This window comes from Psychroserpens jangbogonensis, from assembly GCF_000797465.1.
Taxonomy (GTDB): Bacteria; Bacteroidota; Bacteroidia; order Flavobacteriales; family Flavobacteriaceae; genus Psychroserpens; species Psychroserpens jangbogonensis.
On the sequence record NZ_JSWG01000015.1, the window covers coordinates 346,563 to 365,306 of the forward strand.

11 protein-coding genes are annotated in these 18,744 nt (G+C 32.6%); 6 read left to right on the top strand and 5 right to left on the bottom strand.

Features of this window, described 5'->3' with window-relative positions:
• The first annotated feature begins 17 nt into the window (after positions 1 to 17).
• The 4 genes from RH81_RS15300 (at position 18) to RH81_RS15315 (ending at position 9,153) form a co-directional block, all read left to right on the top strand.
• Positions 18 to 911 carry a T9SS type A sorting domain-containing protein gene (locus RH81_RS15300; protein ID WP_033961934.1) on the top strand — a complete coding sequence of 298 codons (894 nt, stop codon included), beginning with the start codon at positions 18 to 20 and terminating at the stop codon, positions 909 to 911.
• A gap of 84 nt (positions 912 to 995) precedes the next feature.
• Positions 996 to 4,835 (top strand): hypothetical protein, encoded by a 3,840-nt coding sequence (locus RH81_RS16655; protein ID WP_152604850.1) that lies wholly within the window; start codon positions 996 to 998, stop codon positions 4,833 to 4,835.
• Positions 4,836 to 5,043: 208 nt separating this feature from the next.
• Positions 5,044 to 8,226: a hypothetical protein gene (locus tag RH81_RS16660; RefSeq protein ID WP_152604851.1), complete on the top strand. Its 3,183-nt coding sequence runs from the start codon at positions 5,044 to 5,046 to the stop codon at positions 8,224 to 8,226.
• Positions 8,227 to 8,259: 33 nt separating this feature from the next.
• Positions 8,260 to 9,153 carry a T9SS type A sorting domain-containing protein gene (locus tag RH81_RS15315; protein WP_033961937.1) on the top strand — a complete coding sequence of 298 codons (894 nt, stop codon included), beginning with the start codon at positions 8,260 to 8,262 and terminating at the stop codon, positions 9,151 to 9,153.
• A gap of 6 nt (positions 9,154 to 9,159) precedes the next feature.
• On the opposite strand, the gene RH81_RS15320 is transcribed toward RH81_RS15315, so the two are convergent.
• The 4 genes from RH81_RS15320 to fahA all read right to left on the bottom strand — a co-directional run bounded on the left by RH81_RS15320 (position 9,160) and on the right by fahA (position 13,890).
• Complete coding sequence (locus tag RH81_RS15320; RefSeq protein ID WP_033961940.1) at positions 9,160 to 9,972, bottom strand: hypothetical protein; 813 nt, start codon at positions 9,970 to 9,972, stop codon at positions 9,160 to 9,162.
• Positions 9,951 to 11,129, bottom strand: a complete 1,179-nt coding sequence (locus RH81_RS15325; RefSeq protein WP_033961943.1) for a CHASE2 domain-containing protein — start codon at positions 11,127 to 11,129, stop codon at positions 9,951 to 9,953. Before RH81_RS15325 ends, RH81_RS15320 begins: the two co-directional genes overlap by 22 nt.
• A gap of 169 nt (positions 11,130 to 11,298) precedes the next feature.
• Positions 11,299 to 12,483, bottom strand: a complete 1,185-nt coding sequence (locus RH81_RS15330) for a hypothetical protein (RefSeq protein WP_033961946.1) — start codon at positions 12,481 to 12,483, stop codon at positions 11,299 to 11,301.
• Positions 12,484 to 12,597: 114 nt separating this feature from the next.
• Positions 12,598 to 13,890 carry a fumarylacetoacetase gene (gene fahA / locus RH81_RS15335; protein WP_033961947.1) on the bottom strand — a complete coding sequence of 431 codons (1,293 nt, stop codon included), beginning with the start codon at positions 13,888 to 13,890 and terminating at the stop codon, positions 12,598 to 12,600.
• A gap of 200 nt (positions 13,891 to 14,090) precedes the next feature.
• Here fahA and glyA point away from each other — a divergent pair, with 200 nt between their 5' ends.
• Complete coding sequence (gene glyA, locus RH81_RS15340) at positions 14,091 to 15,362, top strand: serine hydroxymethyltransferase (protein ID WP_033961950.1); 1,272 nt, start codon at positions 14,091 to 14,093, stop codon at positions 15,360 to 15,362.
• A 125-nt stretch (positions 15,363 to 15,487) separates the two neighbouring features.
• A complete protein-coding gene (locus RH81_RS15345; protein WP_161791999.1) occupies positions 15,488 to 17,200 on the top strand; it encodes a T9SS type A sorting domain-containing protein in 1,713 nt (570 codons plus the stop codon).
• Here the strand turns inward: RH81_RS15345 and RH81_RS15350 are convergent.
• A complete protein-coding gene (locus RH81_RS15350) occupies positions 17,197 to 18,741 on the bottom strand; it encodes a right-handed parallel beta-helix repeat-containing protein (RefSeq protein WP_033961956.1) in 1,545 nt (514 codons plus the stop codon). The genes RH81_RS15345 and RH81_RS15350 overlap by 4 nt on opposite strands.
• Positions 18,742 to 18,744 lie beyond the last annotated feature (3 nt).

An 18,744-nucleotide genomic window follows, 5' to 3' on the forward strand; every position in this document is an offset into this window, starting at 1 on the left:
ATAATAAACGAAATACTATGAAAAATAATTACTCACTACTTATGAAAAAAATGGCAACACTTTTTGTTATCCTTTGTGCATTTTCAATTAATGCTCAGGATATAGAATTTACATTTGAGAATCCACAAAACACAAATGAAGGCGGTTTTGATTATTATGAAGTAGATGTAATGATTGCAACTGTAAACGCATCTGGAAGTTTTAAATTAGGATCAGGACAATTGTATTTCAACTACAATACAGCAGCATTTGGTTTAAGTGTTTTTGATAATTCAAACATTGAGGTTTCTCAAGATAATGCTCAAGGATATATTGCAGGACAAAATATTGATGCAGCTGCAGCCGCAATCTATAGTAGTTTCACTACTAATGATAATACCGATTCTAGAGTGTCATGGTCTTTTTCACAGTTTTTTAGTTCAAATACGTTTGCGGCCGACAATGTAACTTCGGTTCCAACAAAATTGTGCCATCTTAAATTTAAATATTCTAATGTAAATGAAATGCCTATGGTAATGTTCGAAGATGGAGTAGTATTTGACGACCAATTTGAAACAGCATGCGGAGGAACAGCAGGAGGTCCTTTTGAAGCAGCAGATTGTGGAGCACAACCAGGAGTAGAAATACTAAATGATAGTTTTGATAGTAGTGGACATACCTTATCAAATTCTGAATTTGACTTGCAATCAGCAATAAGAATATATCCTAATCCAGTAAAAGACATCCTAACTATTGAAGGTGATTTGCAGAACGCAATATCCCTAAAGTTATATGGATTATCAGGACAACTTATCCTAGAATTAAAAGACAATTTTAATACAATAGATATGAGTCAAATTGAGACTGGCATCTACTTTGTACAGCTTAACACAGGAAAAGACACTTCTACCTTTAGAGTCATAAAAGAGTAATTCTATTTATATGGTTTTCTATATATAGAATTAATAATACATTTGATTAAATGCATAATCAAGCTAAATAAATAATTAATTAATATGAAAAGGTCAGCTGTCGATTATATATCTTTTAACCTATCATCTAAAAATCTTAGATGGTTACTTGTAGTTTGTATACTGTTTTTGAGCTATAGTTCAAAAGCTCAAATCACCTCATTTCCATATATAGAAGACTTCGAGGCAGGTCCTGCAGGATGGACTAGTCAAGGAACAAATAACTTATGGGAGCTTGGTGAGCCTCAAGGTCTGATTATCAATTCATCCGCATCTGGGACAAATTCTTGGGTAACAAACTTAACTGGAAATTACGATATTCTAGAAGTAGGTCTCTTGCAAAGTCCTTCATTTGATTTAACTAGTTTGACCAACCCTATGATTTCGTTAAGTGTTTGGTGGGATTCAGAATATAATAGGGATGGAGCCATATTGGAATATTCTACAGATAATCAAGTAACATGGCAAAGGGTTGGTCAACAAGGTAGTGGTTTTAATTGGTACAATTCTAATAGTATTTGGAGTTTTCCGATCGGAGAAGCCGAAGGTTGGTCTGGAACAGTAAGTAGTAGTAGTGTTATGGAAAATAATAATACAGGATCAGGTGGTTGGATTACTGCTGGACACCCTTTAAATAATTTGATTGGAGATTTAAGCAATATTTTTTTTAGAATAAGATTTAAATCCAATATATATAATGTAAATGAGGATGAATACGAAGGGTTTGGCATTGATAATATAACAATTCGGGAAATACCATGTCAAGCATTAGGATTAATTAATCCGGAAGCTCAGGATGAAACATACTTTTATGATGACTCATTTAATTTTGAATATGAAGAAGCTTTAGATACATGGATTTCCTTGAATGGTAATGCTGAATCAATTGATTGTAATCCATCAGAAATCACTTGGTCTTACGATTACACAGTATCATCTGATAATGGAGATTTGATTTATGATTTTACATTTACTGCAACTCATGATTTTGGAATTGCTGAGAGTACCAGTGCAACTTTTACAGTTGATGGTTTAGGTCATTTTACCGATGAATTGTATGGTACTGGAGAAACTATATGTGATGATATATTTGATCTGAATACAGTGATTATAAATATAGAATCAGATGCTGATTTAACAGATACTGATATTATGAATTTTAACTTCTCAAGAGTTCAAAATTTCGAATCTAATGAAGGTCCATCAGGTGCAGTCTTTTTGGGTACTAATGTTGATTTTCCAGATACAGGAGCAGGTTCTTACTCCTATCTTTTCAAAGTAGAAGTTGAAAAAGAATTTTTTAGATATGCTCCTGAAACACAATCAACTCAATTTTTTGCGATAAATGATGAAGCCCTTATAACTCTAAATGACAAAACCGTGGCTTTTGAGGCGACTGCTGTGAGCCATATTTCGGTTTGCGAAAACACTCTAAGTATCCAAGATCTTACTGATTTATTAGTGATATCTCCAAACCCTTACGATCCTGAAACAACTCCACAGAATCCTATTGATTTAAATAATTTCTGGACGCCTTCTACTTACACAGGACCAGGTGCCTATGTTTTTAATCCCACAGCCGCATTTCCCGCTTGTCCTTCTAATGCAGTTTCGATTAATGTGTCTGAGTATGACCCAAATGAAATGCTTGTAATTCCTGATGATTTATTTGAAGATTATTTAATTGGTGAAGGAATTGATTCTAATCCTATACCTGATAATCAGATTTTAAGATCTGATGTTTGTGGTGTTCAAAGTTTGGATATCATAAGTTTCGATATTGAAAACTTTGAAGGGCTTCAGTTTTTTGATGATATCACAAGTTTTTCACTAATAAACAACCAAGCACTGTCAATTAATAGTATAGATTTTGCTGGTAATCCTTTATTGTCAAGTATTACAATAATTAGTTGTCCTCAAGTGCCATCAGTAAATATTTCTCAAAATATAGGATTAATAGATTTGAGTATAGTAACTAGAGGTAGTGTCTTTAATTCAATAGATATAAGTAATAATATTAATTTAATCACTTTGTCACTTGCAGATAATGAGATTACTAGTGTTGATTTATCTCAGAATCCTAATATAGATTATTTGAGTATAGCAATAAACCCAATACTTGAAATTGATGTATCAAATTTGACACAATTAACAAGTTTTAATTCATATGAGTCTCAATTGGAAGAATTAGATTTATCTAATAATACACTTTTGGAGACTGTAAATAGTGATGATGGAGCTTTGAAATGGGTGAATTTAAATAACGAAAACAATATACTTCTTACAAGTGTTGAACTAAATGGAAATCCAGATTTAGGTTGTGTTTTAGTTGATGATGTTGTTTATTCAGAGTCTCAATTAAATTGGATCAAAGATAATACAGCTACTTATGTATCCAACTCTTCAAGTCTAACAGTTATTCAAGAGCCTCAGCCATTAATGGTTGTGTACAATCCTAATGGAAATGATTCAGAAATAGATACTTGGTTAAACAACAATGGAGGTGCTCAGGTTTCAAGTTGTGGTGATGTCATTTGGACCTATGAATTATATGATTATGAAACTAATTATTTTGACTTTGGCGACTCATTAATATGTAATATGATTTTTACTGCAATAGATATTTTCGGAAATCAAGAATCATTCCCAGTGATTTTGGAATTTGAAAATTTCGCTGTAGCTGGTGAATCGAATCAAGGAGATGGTGTTATTTGCGGTAAAAACTATAACATGAATGGCATTAATGGTATTGATTTTGAATCAAGTACTTATGATAATTCAACCGTTATTCTTTCTGGTCCAGGAACTATTAGTAGTTTTAGTGTTGATTTTCCAGATACTGGTGCTGGTAGTTTCTTTTATGTCTATATATTCTCTGTGCGTACAAATATAAGTATTGGATCTATAGATACTGAAGTGCACGATGGTGCAAGTTGGTCATTACCCAACGTAGTTATTCCTTTTGATCCAGGTGAGGATAAACAAATTGATATTTGTGAAGGTGATGTGCTAACACTTGAAGATTTATACAATACTTTAGATATTATTGATGGAACAGAAGACCCATTGTTTATTCAAAATGATTACTGGACACCAAGTTCATATCAAGGTCCTGGAATTTATACTTTTGACGCTGGAGATTTCTTGCCAGATTGCGGTGGTATACCTTCAACTGTTACAGTAATTGAAACTAATTGTGATACTTCATTGAGTCTAAAGGTCTTTTTAGAAGGCGCGTATGATACTAACACTGGGCTTATGAGAGATGATATGAGAGACTCAGGGGTTTTGCCAACGACTAGTCCTTATGTTGATGCTATAAGTTGTGATGTTTCAGTTTTTAATGTGACTGGAAGTAATGCTATTATAGACTGGATTTGGTTGGAAATAAGAGATAGTAATGATCAAACACTTGTAATTGAATCTAGATCTGCACTTTTATCAGCAGATGGAACTATTGTAGATGTTGATGGAATTTCTCCTTTATTTATTGATGTTCTAGAAGACGACTACTACCTTATGCTAAGTCATCGAAATCATTTAGGAGTGCTTACTCTTGATTCTTATACTTTCGACGGAACTACCTTGAATATCGATTTAACGACTTCTAATCTTTCAGTACAAGGCGGAAATAATGCCATTGCAAGTTTTAGTGATGGTACTTATGGACTTTACGCTGGAGACTTTAATGGAGATGGTCAAATTCAGAATTCAGATAGGAACGGAGTCATTCCGTTAAGAGGAATAAGTGGCTACAATAACGCAGATATAAATTTAAACGGACAAGTTCAAAATAGCGATATCAATGGAATCCTTACACCTAATATTGGAAAAGGAGAACAGTTTATGAGTCGAAACTTATTTGCACCACGTCGTCAAAATTGAATTTATTTCTATCCTAGTTTAATACAGAAAACAAGATTTTTACTTTTAAAGTAAAAGAGTAATTAATTATTGTAGCTGGTTTATTTTAATATCTTTGGATTCCCTATTACTAAATTGAAATTATTAATGACAATTCAATTTAGATTCTTTTTAGCACGAGTCCCAATTTACTAATTTCTTAATCATGTATGGTATAAACCAATCGTCCATGATATTACGTGCTATCGATTATGTGTCTTTGACCATAATTTCAAAAAACATTAAGAGCAGTCTTATAGTTACTATTATTCTTATGAGCTTCAATTTAGAAGCTCAAATCACTTCTTTTCCATATACTGAAGATTTTGAAAGTGGAGCAGGTGGTTGGTCCGCTCAAGGAACTAATACATCATGGGAATTGGGAAGTCCTTCTGGAGAACTCATAGGTTTTCCTGTATCTGGATCTAATGCTTGGGTTACTAATTTAAGTGGTGATTATTCTGATAATGAAAATGGCTGGATTCAAAGTCCTATATTTGATTTTACGTCACTAGCCAGTCCAGAGATTCAATTTTTTATCTGGAGGAATTGTGAAGCGGAATATGATGGCGTAGTTTTACAATCTTCTGTGAATTCTGGTGCAACTTGGGAGAATGTTGGTTCGTTCAACGATCCAAACAATTGGTATAATTTTGAAAATATTGTTGGAACTCCTGGTGGTCAAGGTGTTGGGTGGAGTGGAAGAGAAGAAACAAACAATGGGTCTGGTGGTTGGTCATTGGTGTCTCATGGTCTTCCAAATTTGATTGGCCAATCTAATGTTGTATTTCGATTAGCTTTTGGAACTGATACATCTGTGACAGATGAAGGTATTGGTTTTGATTTAATAAGAATCTATGCTACTAGTGAATTTTGTGTTTTTCCTGACCCAAATGCAGGAGAAGATAGTACACATTTGTTCTGCCAAGAATTAGGTACAGAAGTAGATTTAGATTTCTTTTTAACTGTAAGCCCTTCAGTTTCTCGCTCCTGGACGAGTTTAGATGGTGTTCCAATAGATTTTCAGCCTTTTGTTAATTTTGAAGGAATTGGTCCAGGCGTTTATAGGTTTCTATATCAAACTAATCCTACTTCATCATTTGTTTGTGAAGATACAGCTGTAATAACTATTGAAATAACTGATGAATTTTTATCACCCGGATTAAATGGAGAAATAACAGCTTGTCAATTCTATACTGAAGCAGATCTATTTGCTGCTCTTGAAGGTTCACCAGATCCTGGTGGCAATTGGTTTCCAGAAATAAATCAAGTAGATTTAGTAAGTGGTGTTTTTACGTATTCACATCCATCCTCACCTTGTACGGCAGAGGTTAATGTGACGATTATTCTTTTAAATGACGAAGGTGAAATCGATGATGCTGAAGAAACGTGTTATGTTTTTGAAAGTATAAACTTAAATGATTATTTAGATGTGGATGCACCATTTGGTGGTAGTTGGGTTAGTATTGGTGTTGGAGGTGATACAACAAAAGAGGTGCCCATTTCTGAAGGTGACGATGTTGATTTTCCAGATACTGGAGCAGGTAAAACTTCATATAATTTCACCTATAGTCAAGAAGAAAATTGTGTGAACTATTCAAGATCTCTAGGTATTGAAGTGACTATAGATCCTAACCCAGTTGCAGAGGATGATAAAAGGATTACTTACCATTGTTTTAGTTTTGACACAGTTAATTTAAACCAATATATAGCTCGTATTTATCCTAATCATACGGTTTCTTGGGTAAGCCAAGAAGGTCTAACCATTGTACAAGGTATTGATCCAGTAACAGATGAAGAAACAAATGAAGTTGATCTTCCAAATAATGGTCAATTCTTATATACTTTTAATTATACAATTCAAAATTCTTGTGGTACTGGAGATTCTGGAGTATTAGAAATCTTTTTAGATTTATCAAACCAAGCAATCCCTATTCCAGATCTACAATTTGAAAACTTTCTTATTGATGAAGGAATAGATCTTAATTCAGTTCCAAATGGTGAAATTGAACGTTCACGACTTTGTGATGTGACCGCATTGGATATTTTTAATTATGATATTTCAAATTTTTCAGGATTGGAATACTTTACCGAATTGACAAGTTTTTATATGGAGAACAATCAGGCAGGAAGTCTGATTCCAATAGATTTTTCAGGAAACACTTTACTTAAGTATGTATATGTTTATGATGCACCTAATCTTATAGGAGTCAATATCAATCAAAATCCAGCCTTACTCGCATTAGATATTAATACTTTAAGTAATTTGTTTAATTCTGTTAACATTTCTAATAATATTAATATAGAATATCTAAACATTAGTAATTCAGGATTAACAGCCCTTGATTTAACAAATAATAAACTATTAGATAATCTAATTATTGAATTTAATCCAATTAATGTAATCGATGTTTCAGATCTAATATATCTTAAAACCCTAGAAACAAGTAATACTCAAATTGAGAGATTAGATGTATCTAACAATACGCTTTTGACTTCATTTATTGCTAATGATGGACAATTAAAATCTGTAAATCTACGAAGTAGCTTTAATCAAAACCTTGAAACACTTTCTTTAATTAACAACCCTAATCTTGACTGCATATTTGTAGATGATGTTGATGATGCTCTTGCAGCCATAGATTGGTCTATAGATCCAACAGCCTCCTATACTATTATGCCTTGTGGAGCTCCATTGAATCTAAAGGTCTTTTTAGAAGGTGCGTATGATACAAATTCTGGACTTATGAGAGATGATATGAGAAGTTCAGGTATTTTGCCAACAACTAGTCCTTATGTTGATGCTAAAAGCTGTGATATTTCAGTTTTTAATGTAACAGGAAGTAGCGCTATTGTGGACTGGATTTGGCTTGAATTAAGAGATATCACTGATCAAACATTAGTAATCGAATCTAGATCTGCCTTCTTAAGAGCAGATGGAACAGTCGTTGATGTTGATGGTGTTTCTCCTTTATTTATTGATGTTCCAGAGAACGACTATTACCTTATGCTAAGTCATAGAAATCATTTAGGCGTGCTTACTCTTGATTCATTTACTTTCGACGGAACGACTTTGAATATAGATTTAACGACTTCTAATCTTTCAGTACAAGGTGGGAATAATGCCATTGCTGGCTTTAGTGATGGAGCATTCGGACTTTATGCTGGAGACTTTAATGGCGATGGACAAATTCAGAATACAGACAGAAATGGAGTCACGCCGTTACGAGGAATTAGTGGCTACAATAACGCAGATATTAATTTAAATGGACAAGTGCAAAATAGCGATATCAATGGAATCCTTACACCCAATATTGGAAAAGGAGAACAGTTTATGAGTCGAAACCTTTTTGCACCACGTCGTCAAAACTAATTTTAAAACCAACCCAATAATAAACGAAATACTATGAAAAATAATTACTCACTACTTATGAAAAAAATGGCAAGCCTTTTTGTTATCCTTTGTGCATTTTCAATTAATGCTCAGGATATAGAATTTACATTTGAGAATCCACAAAACACAAATGAAGGCGGTTTTGATTATTATGAGGTAGATGTAATGATTGCAACTGTAAACGCATCAGGAAGTTTTAAATTGGGATCAGGACAATTGTATTTCAACTACAATACAGCAGCATTTGGTTTGAGTGTATTTGATAATTCAAACATTGAGGTTTCTCAAGATAATGCTCAAGGATATATTGCAGGACAAAATATTGATGCAGCTGCAGCCGCAATCTATAGTAGTTTCACTACTAATGATAATACCGATTCTAGAGTGTCATGGTCTTTTTCACAGTTTTTTAGTTCAAATACGTTTGCGGCCGACAATGTAACTTCGGTTCCAACAAAACTGTGCCATCTTAAATTTAAATACACTGATGTAAATGAAATGCCTATGGTAATGTTCGAAGATGGAGTAGTATTTGACGACCAATTTGAAACAGCATGCGGAGGAACAGCAGGAGGTCCTTTTGAAGCAGCAGATTGTGGAGCACAACCAGGAGTAGAAATATTAAATGATAGTTTTGATAGTAGTGGACATACTTTATCAAATTCTGAATTTAACTTGCAATCAGCAATAAGAATATATCCTAATCCAGTAAAAGACATCCTAACTATTGAAGGTGATTTGCAAAACGCAATATCCCTAAAGTTATATGGATTATCAGGACAACTGATCCTAGAATTAAAAGATGATTTTAATACAATAGATATGAGCCAAATAGAGACTGGTATCTACTTTGTAAAGCTTAACACAGGAAAAGACACTTCTACATTTAAAGTTATAAAAGAGTAACTAAAATTAGAAACAAAGTTTAAAGTCTTGGCAAATTGCTGTCTGTACCTCTAAACTAGTGAAACCCATATTTTTTAAGTCAGCACTAAGTAACGATAGGTCTTTTTTGACATTTTTAAATTCATCGTTACTTAGTATATGAAATGAATAAAATGGAGTTTTATTCATATTTGGGTACTTGGTTTCAGTTATAGCCCATTCGTAGTTATTACCTTGTTTTAATAATGTACCATCAATCATAAGTGAAATTGTGTTGACTGGAGTTCCAATAGTAGTAATGGCTTTAGTCTCTTTATTTCTAATCACGAAATAATAGTCTTTTTCTTTATTTGGAATGCGATCCCATTCAAAGCGAATTTCATTATTATAAATTTTAATACTGTCAGCTGGATAACGCATCAAAATAATATCATCTCCTCTGTAGACGACACCACTTTTATCTCTTCGCAAAACATCAGTATTTGTGAATTCTTTCCATACGTATGAAAAATAGGTTTTAGCGAAAGATGAGTTGGTCGTAATAGGCTCTAATGCCAATAATTCTTTATGGTTAAAGGTGCCAGTTTGAAATAATTTAAAAACGTCACCATTATCATTTACCATATAAATAACATCTTCTCGGTGCATTATTAATTTGGTGTTTTTATCCAACAAAGAACCTTTCTTTACAATTTTCACCGAATCATTAACTTCTATTTTAGGCGAACCTTCATATTTGTAAACAAATAATTTGTTTTTTTCTGCAAAGCTCAATTGAAATGTTAGGAATAAAAAAACTAACAAAACATAGCCTTTATTTACTTTAAGTAAGTTTTCCATTTTCTTTTAGTGTTTATATAACGTGTTAAATGCTTATAATATTTAAAATAGCTTCCAGCGATGATTACTCCAATAACAATTGGAAACGGATTAATAACAATGTCATTTTTAAAAAACCAAACGACTATAGCAAAAAGTACAACAGAAAAAACAAGTTGATAGGTCTGTTTTCTTGTACGATAACTAATCTTATACTTTTTGTTCCATTTCATGTATAAAATGGTGGATAAATACATACAAATAAATGTAATTACACACATCCAAAAGAATGATACTCTATTCATTAAATCGTTCTTAATTAACATGTTTGTTATGTTTCCATGTACAACAGATCCGAACATATCTGAATCGCTTTTACCAGCACTAGTAGGATTTAATGGTGTGAAAAATTTATCTAGGATATCATTTTTATTTCCTGTTGGAGAGCCAATGTAACCCATAATGACGATCTTGTCTTTTAAAATAGGCTTGTCTTCATTAAGAAAAAAGTCATCTAGACTTAAATAGGGGAAAGCAGTATAGTTCCCAGAATATTTTATGGTCTGAAGCTTGGTTAATCTTTCATCGTAATTATATTTTTCCCATTGCTTTTTACTGAGATATTTCTGAGCTAGTAGTGTAGCGAATGAAGAATGACTTTTTTCGTTAAATTCCTTTTTACCAATAAACTCTCTAATAACCGCAGTATTTGTTTTAAAGTTAAATTCTGCAAAACCAGATCGATGTCTTGTTTTAAAGAAAGGATCACTAAAAATTAAACTATCATTTGAAGTCTCAAAGGTTGTAACTACTTTTTTGTTCAGAAGTAATTTAGCCAAAAATGTATCGGTTTTTGTTTTTTCTGGACGATTTTCTAAAATGATATCAAAGCCAACTGCTTTAGGATCTTCTTTTAATATAGAATTTAAAAGATTTGCAATAACTTCTCTATCGTGGTTTTCTATATTGACTAATATGATGTCACTATTAACCTTATCTGTATTGTGAAACTTTTCAGAATAGAATATATCTAAAAAGCTAAAATCTGAAAAAGCCTTATGCAGTGGGTTGAAAAAACGAATATTGATAAATGCAATTGAAAGTATTAATAAGAGAATACTTGAAAGAATTGTAGACAAAAATGCATCTCTAATTAATAGCTTAGTCTTTTTTTTCATGGGTTGGTTATGTCACTTCAATATACATATTAATAATTTAAAGTACAATACCCAAAAGAGGGTAGATGTTATGGTATAACTGATTGCGCATAAATAATTGTAAATGTTGCGGTTGCACAAAAAAAGCTCCATAACGTTTTTAGTTATGGAGCTTCTTATTTTGATGTAATTAACTTCTTCTTATTCTATAAGAATTGATAACATCTTTTAATCTTAATTTTAGGTCTTCACCTGTATCATAAACCATTTGCGAATCGGTAGGAAAATATAGAGGTCTATATGTTGTCAATTCAAACTCTCTTTTGTTTAATGCTCTTTTATCACCTCTAAATGAAGCATAAACATGTTCGAAAATAAACTCACTGTCAATAGGAAACACATCTAATATCTGGTTTGCTTTTAAATCTGTATAGACAACATCTGCTATAACATGTGTTGATTTAAATTGATTTACTTCAAAGTATCTTGCTCTAACATTGATAATCTTATCCACTTTTATTTTGTTTCCAAGACTGTCTGTTATAAAATTACCATCTCTATCTTTTTTAAATTTCCAACCATCTATTATTTTCTTTTGTTTCAACTCTTGTCTTCTATTAACTTGTTCCGGTGAAATATTGATTTGCTTTAACTGCAATTGCATAGCATAATCATAGCTGATATCTTGAGCAGCATTTGCATGGTACTCAGTCCAAAATTTATTTAAACCATAGGTGTTAAAGTTTAATAAATCTGCTTCTAATTGCTGAGGAATGATTTGGTATGTTTGGTTTTCAATAGACACCTTAACATAATCAATTCCTTTTTCATGCGCTTCAGTCATCAAGCTTCTTGTTTCTTCAAAATTTGGATTGATACGTTCTATATAACTAAAAATATCATAAGCTTTTCTAGCCTTATATTTATCTTCAGAGTCTAATAGCGTAATGCCTTCATCAATTAAATACTCAGAGGTTTTATATCTATAATCTACAATTTCAGTTGAATAGTCAGTGAATTTTAGATTCAGTGTTTTGCCATTTATTTTTAGAGGCAATACTCGCTTTATAGCATTTTGTCTTGCTTCTAAGTCTAAATAGATCTCATAAATAGTTTTGAATTGCTCAGGATTTCCATCCTTTTTAAGATGTTTGAGGTCCTGTAAGTTTTCCTCCAGAACTTTGTAGTAGGCATCTTCAAGCATAACAATATAATCTTGCTTACGCTTTTTGTCTTTATTGTTATCTAGTTTTCGTAACGCGTCATTGATTGCTAAGTCATAGTTTCCATGACTAATTGCTTTTTCAATTTGTTTTCTTCCGCTACATGATGTTAGTGCCAGAAGAAGTACTGTTGTAAGTAGTAATTGCTTCATAATTCTGGTTTTTAATTATTATTTCTATATAGAATCCAAATATGATGCCAAATAAAAAACTCGAAGACAAATCATTGATTTGCTTCGAGTTATATATATTAAGTAGTATTGTATTTACTTCTTTTTCTTCGGATTGTAAATTGGTAATAATTCTGTAGAAACTTCACCAAAACCAATTCTGGTATCATCCTTTTCGCAATAGCCACGCATAATCACTTTATCATGATCATTGATGAATTTACGTTCTGTACCATCCTTCATTTTGATAGGCTTTTCACCTTTCCAAGTTATCTCTAACATAGAACCATAAGAATCTGGTGTTGGACCAGAAATCGTTCCACTTCCCATCATGTCACCAGAGTTTACTGGACATCCATTTACGGTATGATGTGCTAACTGCTGAGACATATTCCAATACATATGTTTGAAATTTGACTTACTTACAGTCGTTTCTTTAGCGCCATCTGGTTTGATAGCTACTTCAAGATTAATATCAAAACCTTTCTTTCCTTTATATTGTAAATACGGTAATTGTGGTTTTAATGGTTTCGGACTTTCAACTCTAAATGGATCAAGAGCATCAAGTGTTACAATCCATGGAGACATGCTAGATGCAAAACTCTTGGCTAAGAAAGGTCCTAATGGAACATATTCCCATTTTTGAATATCTCTTGCAGACCAGTCGTTAAATAAAACTAAACCAAAAATATACTCTTCAGCTTCATCAATTGGAATTGGTTCACCTAAATCATTAGCATCAGTAGTAATAAATGCCATTTCTAATTCGAAATCGACCAATTTTGAAGGACCAAATATAGGTTGGTCACTGCCAGCAGGCATTGTTTGCCCTTGTGGTCTGTGTATCGGAATTCCTGAAGGAATAATAGAACTACTTCTTCCGTGGTAACCTACAGGAATGTGAAGCCAATTTGGTAATAATGCATTGTCTGGATCCCTAAACATTGTACCAACATTTGTAGCATGTTCTATACTTGAATAGAAATCTGTATAATCACCAATTTGAACTGGTAATTGCATCTCAATTTCGTCTAATCGAAATAAAACAATCTCTTTATGCTTTGTGTTATTTTTTAAACTCGTGTTATTGCTATCAAATATTTCAGCAATACGGTTACGCACTAAACGCCACGTTTTTCTTCCATCTGCTATAAAATCGTTAAGTGTATCTTGTAAGAAAATATCATCTGTTAACGGGATTCCATGAAAATATCCTAATTGGTGTAATGCACCAAGGTCAATTGCTGTATCTCCAATTCGAGTACCAATAGTAATGATATCATCGCGAGTTAAAAAAACACCGAAAGGAATATTTTGAACAGGAAAATCAGAATTCTTCCCAACATGTAACCATGAGCTACGATCAGGATTATTTGCAGATAAAGGCATAATCTTTAATATTAAATTGTTATTGTTTTCTATTCAAACGTACATATTTTTTTTTGTTTTAATTGCATAAATCCCTAAAAAATAGATTAAAAAATAATGTTAATAACCTGCTCATAAAACATTGAGTTAAACTGGCTTTTTTAAATCTATTTAAGAAGATGATTTCTTATTTTTGATAAATTTTAATTCTCATATTACTTATGCAACGCGATCAACAAATATTCGAACTCATAGAAGCTGAAAAGCAAAGACAAATCAATGGTTTAGAGCTTATTGCTTCAGAAAATTTTGTAAGTGACCAAGTTATGGAAGCTGCAGGTTCTGTTTTAACCAACAAATATGCTGAAGGATATCCTGGCAAGCGTTATTATGGAGGTTGTGAAATTGTTGATGAAGTAGAACAGCTTGCAATTGATAGAGCGAAAACCTTATTTGGTGCCGCTTATGCAAATGTCCAGCCACATTCTGGAAGTCAAGCCAATACTGCTGTTTTTGCAGCTTGTTTAAATCCTGGTGATAAAATATTAGGTTTTGATTTATCTCATGGAGGTCATTTAACACATGGTTCTCCAGTAAATTTCTCTGGTAAATTATACAATCCAGTATTTTACGGAGTAGATGAAGAAACAGGAGTTCTTAACTATGATAAAATTCAAGAAATAGCTACTCGTGAAAAACCTCAATTGATTATTGCTGGTGCTTCTGCCTATTCTCGTGATATGGATTTTAAACGTTTTCGTGTTATTGCAGATAGCGTTGGCGCTTTATTGTTTGCAGATATTTCTCATCCTTCTGGATTAATTGCTAAGGGTATTCTGAATGATCCAATTCCGCATTGTCATGTTGTAACCACTACAACACATAAAACATTACGTGGTCCTCGAGGAGGTTTGATTTTAATGGGGCAAGATTTTGATAACCCATTTGGATTAAAGTTAAAAAGCGGAAACCTCAAAAAAATGTCCTCGCTGTTTAATTCTGCAGTATTCCCTGGAAATCAAGGCGGACCGTTAGAACATATTATTGCTGCTAAAGCGATTGCATTTGGTGAAGCATTGACAGATGAATTTATGCAGTATATGTTGCAAGTGAAAGCGAATGCAGAAGCAATGGCTAAAGCTTTTGTAGATAGAGGTTACCATATTATTTCAGGAGGAACAGATAACCACATGATGCTTATTGATTTACGTAATAAAGATATCACTGGAAAAGCTGCTGAAGAGGCACTTGGGAAAGCTGATATTACTGTAAATAAAAACATGGTACCATTTGATGATAAAAGTCCGTTTGTGACTTCTGGTATTCGTATTGGAACTCCAGCTGTGACTACAAGAGGATTAATTGAAACTGATATGGACGTTATTGTTGGTTTTATTGATGATGTCATTAAAAATCACGAAAATGATGAGAAGTTAGAAACTATTGCTGAAAATGTTAATGAAATGATGAGCAATAAGCCATTATTTTTATAATTACGTTGTTTTAGTAGTTACTGTTTTTCTATTGAAATAGGAGAAAATTGATGAGGTCTAAAAATTTAGTTTACTTTTAGATGACTTATATAACCATTGCTATGTTATTTTTCAAAAAAAGAAGATTGCTTAAAGTACTTGTCATGACTAGTGTTTTGCTGTTTTCTTTCAGTACATATTCACAAGCTTTCTTTCAAAATAATGCCATTCCTTTAGGTTTGGTAAACAATACATCTACAGGGACCAATTTAGGAGGCATTAGTTTTTTTGATTACGATAACGATGGTTGGGACGATATTACTATTGCTTGTAAAGGGAGTGATCCAGTTCGTTTTTTTAAGAACAATTCAGGACAACTTGTTGAAGAGTTTTATGGAATGACAATTACAGGTCATTCAAAACAAGTCATTTGGGTAGACTATGATAATGACGATGATAACGATTTGTTTGTCACCAGATTGGATGGTATTAATTTGCTATATCAAAATGATGGTAATTTTAATTTTACTGATGTAACAGTTGCCGCAGGATTTTCAAACTTCAATATTTTATATACCTATGGTGCTACTTTTGGAGATATTGATAATGATGGGCATTTAGATTTATTTTTATCCAATAAGGATGTGAGTGGTACTGTACCGAATAAATTGTATCATAATAATGGAAATGGAACCTTTTCTGATATTTCTTTCGCAGCAGGAATTAGTTTAACAGGTCACTTAACCTTTTGTGCTTCCTTTTTCGATTATGATAAAGATGGGTTTCAGGACATCTACATGTCTAATGATAGATTCGTAAATACTAATATTCTATATAGAAATAATGGAGATAATACGTTTACAGATGTAAGTGTTGCTTCTGGTACAGATATCGCTGCTAATGCTATGTCTACAACAATTGAAGATTTTAATTACGATGGTTGGCTTGATATTTATATTACAAATACAGTCGAAGGCAACCATTTGCTGAAAAATAATGGAGACGGAACATTCGATGATATTGCTGTGACTAACGGATTGAGTTTTAATAGTATTGGTTGGGGAGCAAACTTTTTTGATGCCGACAATGATTCAGATTTGGATTTGTACATAAGTAGTATGATTGATGATCCAAGTTCATCATTGCTTACTACAGCATTTTACGAATGTCAAAATGATTTCACCTATACCTTATCTACAACTTCCGGTTTTGATAATGATGAATTTAAAAGCTTTGCGAATGCTATTGGTGATATAGATAATGATGGCTTTCAAGATTTTATAGTTGCTAATCAAGCTCCTGATAATCACTCGCTTTGGCAAAACCAAAATGATACTAATAATTGGCTTAAAGTCAAATTGAAAGGAGAACAGAGTAATAAAAATGGCATTGGTTCTTGGATTGAAGTGTATGCCAACAATGAAGTGATGTATCGCTATACGATTTGTGGTGAAGGATTTTTAGGTCAGAATTCTGCCACTGAAATTTTTGGAATTGGTAATGCTACAACTATTGATTACGTAAAGGTAACTTGGTTAAGTGGAGTAGAAGATGTCGTAACGAATGTAGTTCCTAATCAGACCTTGTTAGTGCAAGAAGGAAGCACTTTATCAACTTCAGAATTTAATGTGAATCCTATTATAGTTTCTCCAAATCCTACTAACGGAATAGTTACAATTAAAAACATAACCGAATCTTTAGAAGTGCACGTATTGGATTATTTGGGTCGACTAGTTTTATCTAAACAAATATCACAAGAAAGCAATATCATTGACCTTAGAAATAATTCTAATGGTATTTATTTACTGCGTTTTAAAGGAAAAACTACCGAAGTAATTAAAAAGATTGTGTTGAATTAGTCTTCTGAAGGCACAAATTGATAAGCACCTAAATCGGTAATCATCGTTCTCCCATTCCCTAAAATATCAAAAGGAACTTGACCAGCAAAAATCGGATTACCAATTCCTCTTGCTTCTGAATCTTCATCAAGTCTTAAATCATTATCAAATGGGAATTTAAACTCTGGGTCATCGTTTAGTGTGATGTTTTCAAAGTGATCAATTTCATCAAAATCTATTGGGTCGCCAATTACATCAAAACGAATCAAACAATCTGTAAACTTATAGAACAAATCACTTGTGTTTTCACCTGAAATATCTATTTCTGCATTGTCATTTCCGTAGATGATACAATTGTTGAAATTAGCTTCTTCAAGATTATTTGAGGTCACTGAATTGTCTTCGTTTATAATAAAGTTATTCAGTAAAACTGAAGGGAATTGCCTGAAACTTGAATTCCAATAATTAGCAATTGTACAATGTGTGAAATTATATTTTCCACCTAGAGTTCCAGCAATAGAAGACTGACCAGAATTATTAATCACTAGGTTTTCTCCTCGAATTGAAGTCGCTCTACCTAATATCCCGAAATTACTAGAGTTATAAATTTTTGAATTGGTAATGGTTAATTTATCGTTTGGAGCATCTTGGTTAAGCTCACATAACACACCAACAGTACTGTTTTTTATAGTGGCATAATTGATTACATTATCAACACTTCCATCAAACAAATAAATAGTAGACCATTGTCCAGGAATATCTTCATAAAGAGGTTCTAAACGGTCGCCTTCAAAAATGACTTCATTCTCCAATAACTCTTGATCATTGCTTAAGGCTCCATTAACTTTTAAAGAAGCATTATTGGTGACTAGCAATCCAGAATTTGCATGAAAATGTACACGAGCTCCTGCTTCAATAGTAAGTACGTCTCCTTCATCAACTGCAGCAAAACCATATATCACATATGGTTTTTCATTCGTAAATGTGAGTTCGCTATTATCTAAAAATCGACCTTGCAATGAAGTTTCATCAGGTGTTCCGTCTCCATCAACATCAAAAGTTAGTGTTTCAATAATCCCAGTATTATTATCTCTGTCTGGAAATATAAAGATTGCATCTTTAACTAAAGTTACCAATTCTACTTTTTGGAGATTCCCGCCACTATCAAATTCAATAGCATCAGTATATAAAAACTGATTGTCAGCTGCGACTATAGATTGTATGTCAAATGTAGTTTCTACAAAAATAAAGAGACTGTCTTTTGCAAGAAGTTCTACATTTTCAAAAACTTTTCCAGCCATTCCATCTACATTTAATCTGTAATTAGAACTTTCACCTTGTGTTAATCTCACACTTGGTATAGAAATATCATTATCACTTCTGTTATAGACTTTTAAATTGTATGTGCTAGAACCAATATTGGTAAAAACTGTATCAAGATATATTGTGTCTTTAGAAAATGAAAGATCTCCAGTGCTCGGAGAAAAATCGAAGTCTTTACGACAAGAACTCCAAAGCATTACAAATGATATTGTTAATAGAAAGTATAATATTCTTTTCATAGT

Coding starts and splice junctions, on each gene's coding strand:
- RH81_RS15315 (WP_033961937.1), top strand. CDS start 8,260: ATGAAAAATAATTACTCACTACTTATGAAAAAAATGGCAAGCCTTTTT.
- RH81_RS16655 (WP_152604850.1), top strand. CDS start 996: ATGAAAAGGTCAGCTGTCGATTATATATCTTTTAACCTATCATCTAAA.
- RH81_RS15300 (WP_033961934.1), top strand. CDS start 18: ATGAAAAATAATTACTCACTACTTATGAAAAAAATGGCAACACTTTTT.
- RH81_RS15325 (WP_033961943.1), bottom strand. CDS start 11,129: ATGAAAAAAAAGACTAAGCTATTAATTAGAGATGCATTTTTGTCTACA.
- glyA (WP_033961950.1), top strand. CDS start 14,091: ATGCAACGCGATCAACAAATATTCGAACTCATAGAAGCTGAAAAGCAA.
- RH81_RS16660 (WP_152604851.1), top strand. CDS start 5,044: ATGATATTACGTGCTATCGATTATGTGTCTTTGACCATAATTTCAAAA.
- RH81_RS15330 (WP_033961946.1), bottom strand. CDS start 12,483: ATGAAGCAATTACTACTTACAACAGTACTTCTTCTGGCACTAACATCA.
- RH81_RS15350 (WP_033961956.1), bottom strand. CDS start 18,741: ATGAAAAGAATATTATACTTTCTATTAACAATATCATTTGTAATGCTT.
- fahA (WP_033961947.1), bottom strand. CDS start 13,890: ATGCCTTTATCTGCAAATAATCCTGATCGTAGCTCATGGTTACATGTT.
- RH81_RS15320 (WP_033961940.1), bottom strand. CDS start 9,972: ATGGAAAACTTACTTAAAGTAAATAAAGGCTATGTTTTGTTAGTTTTT.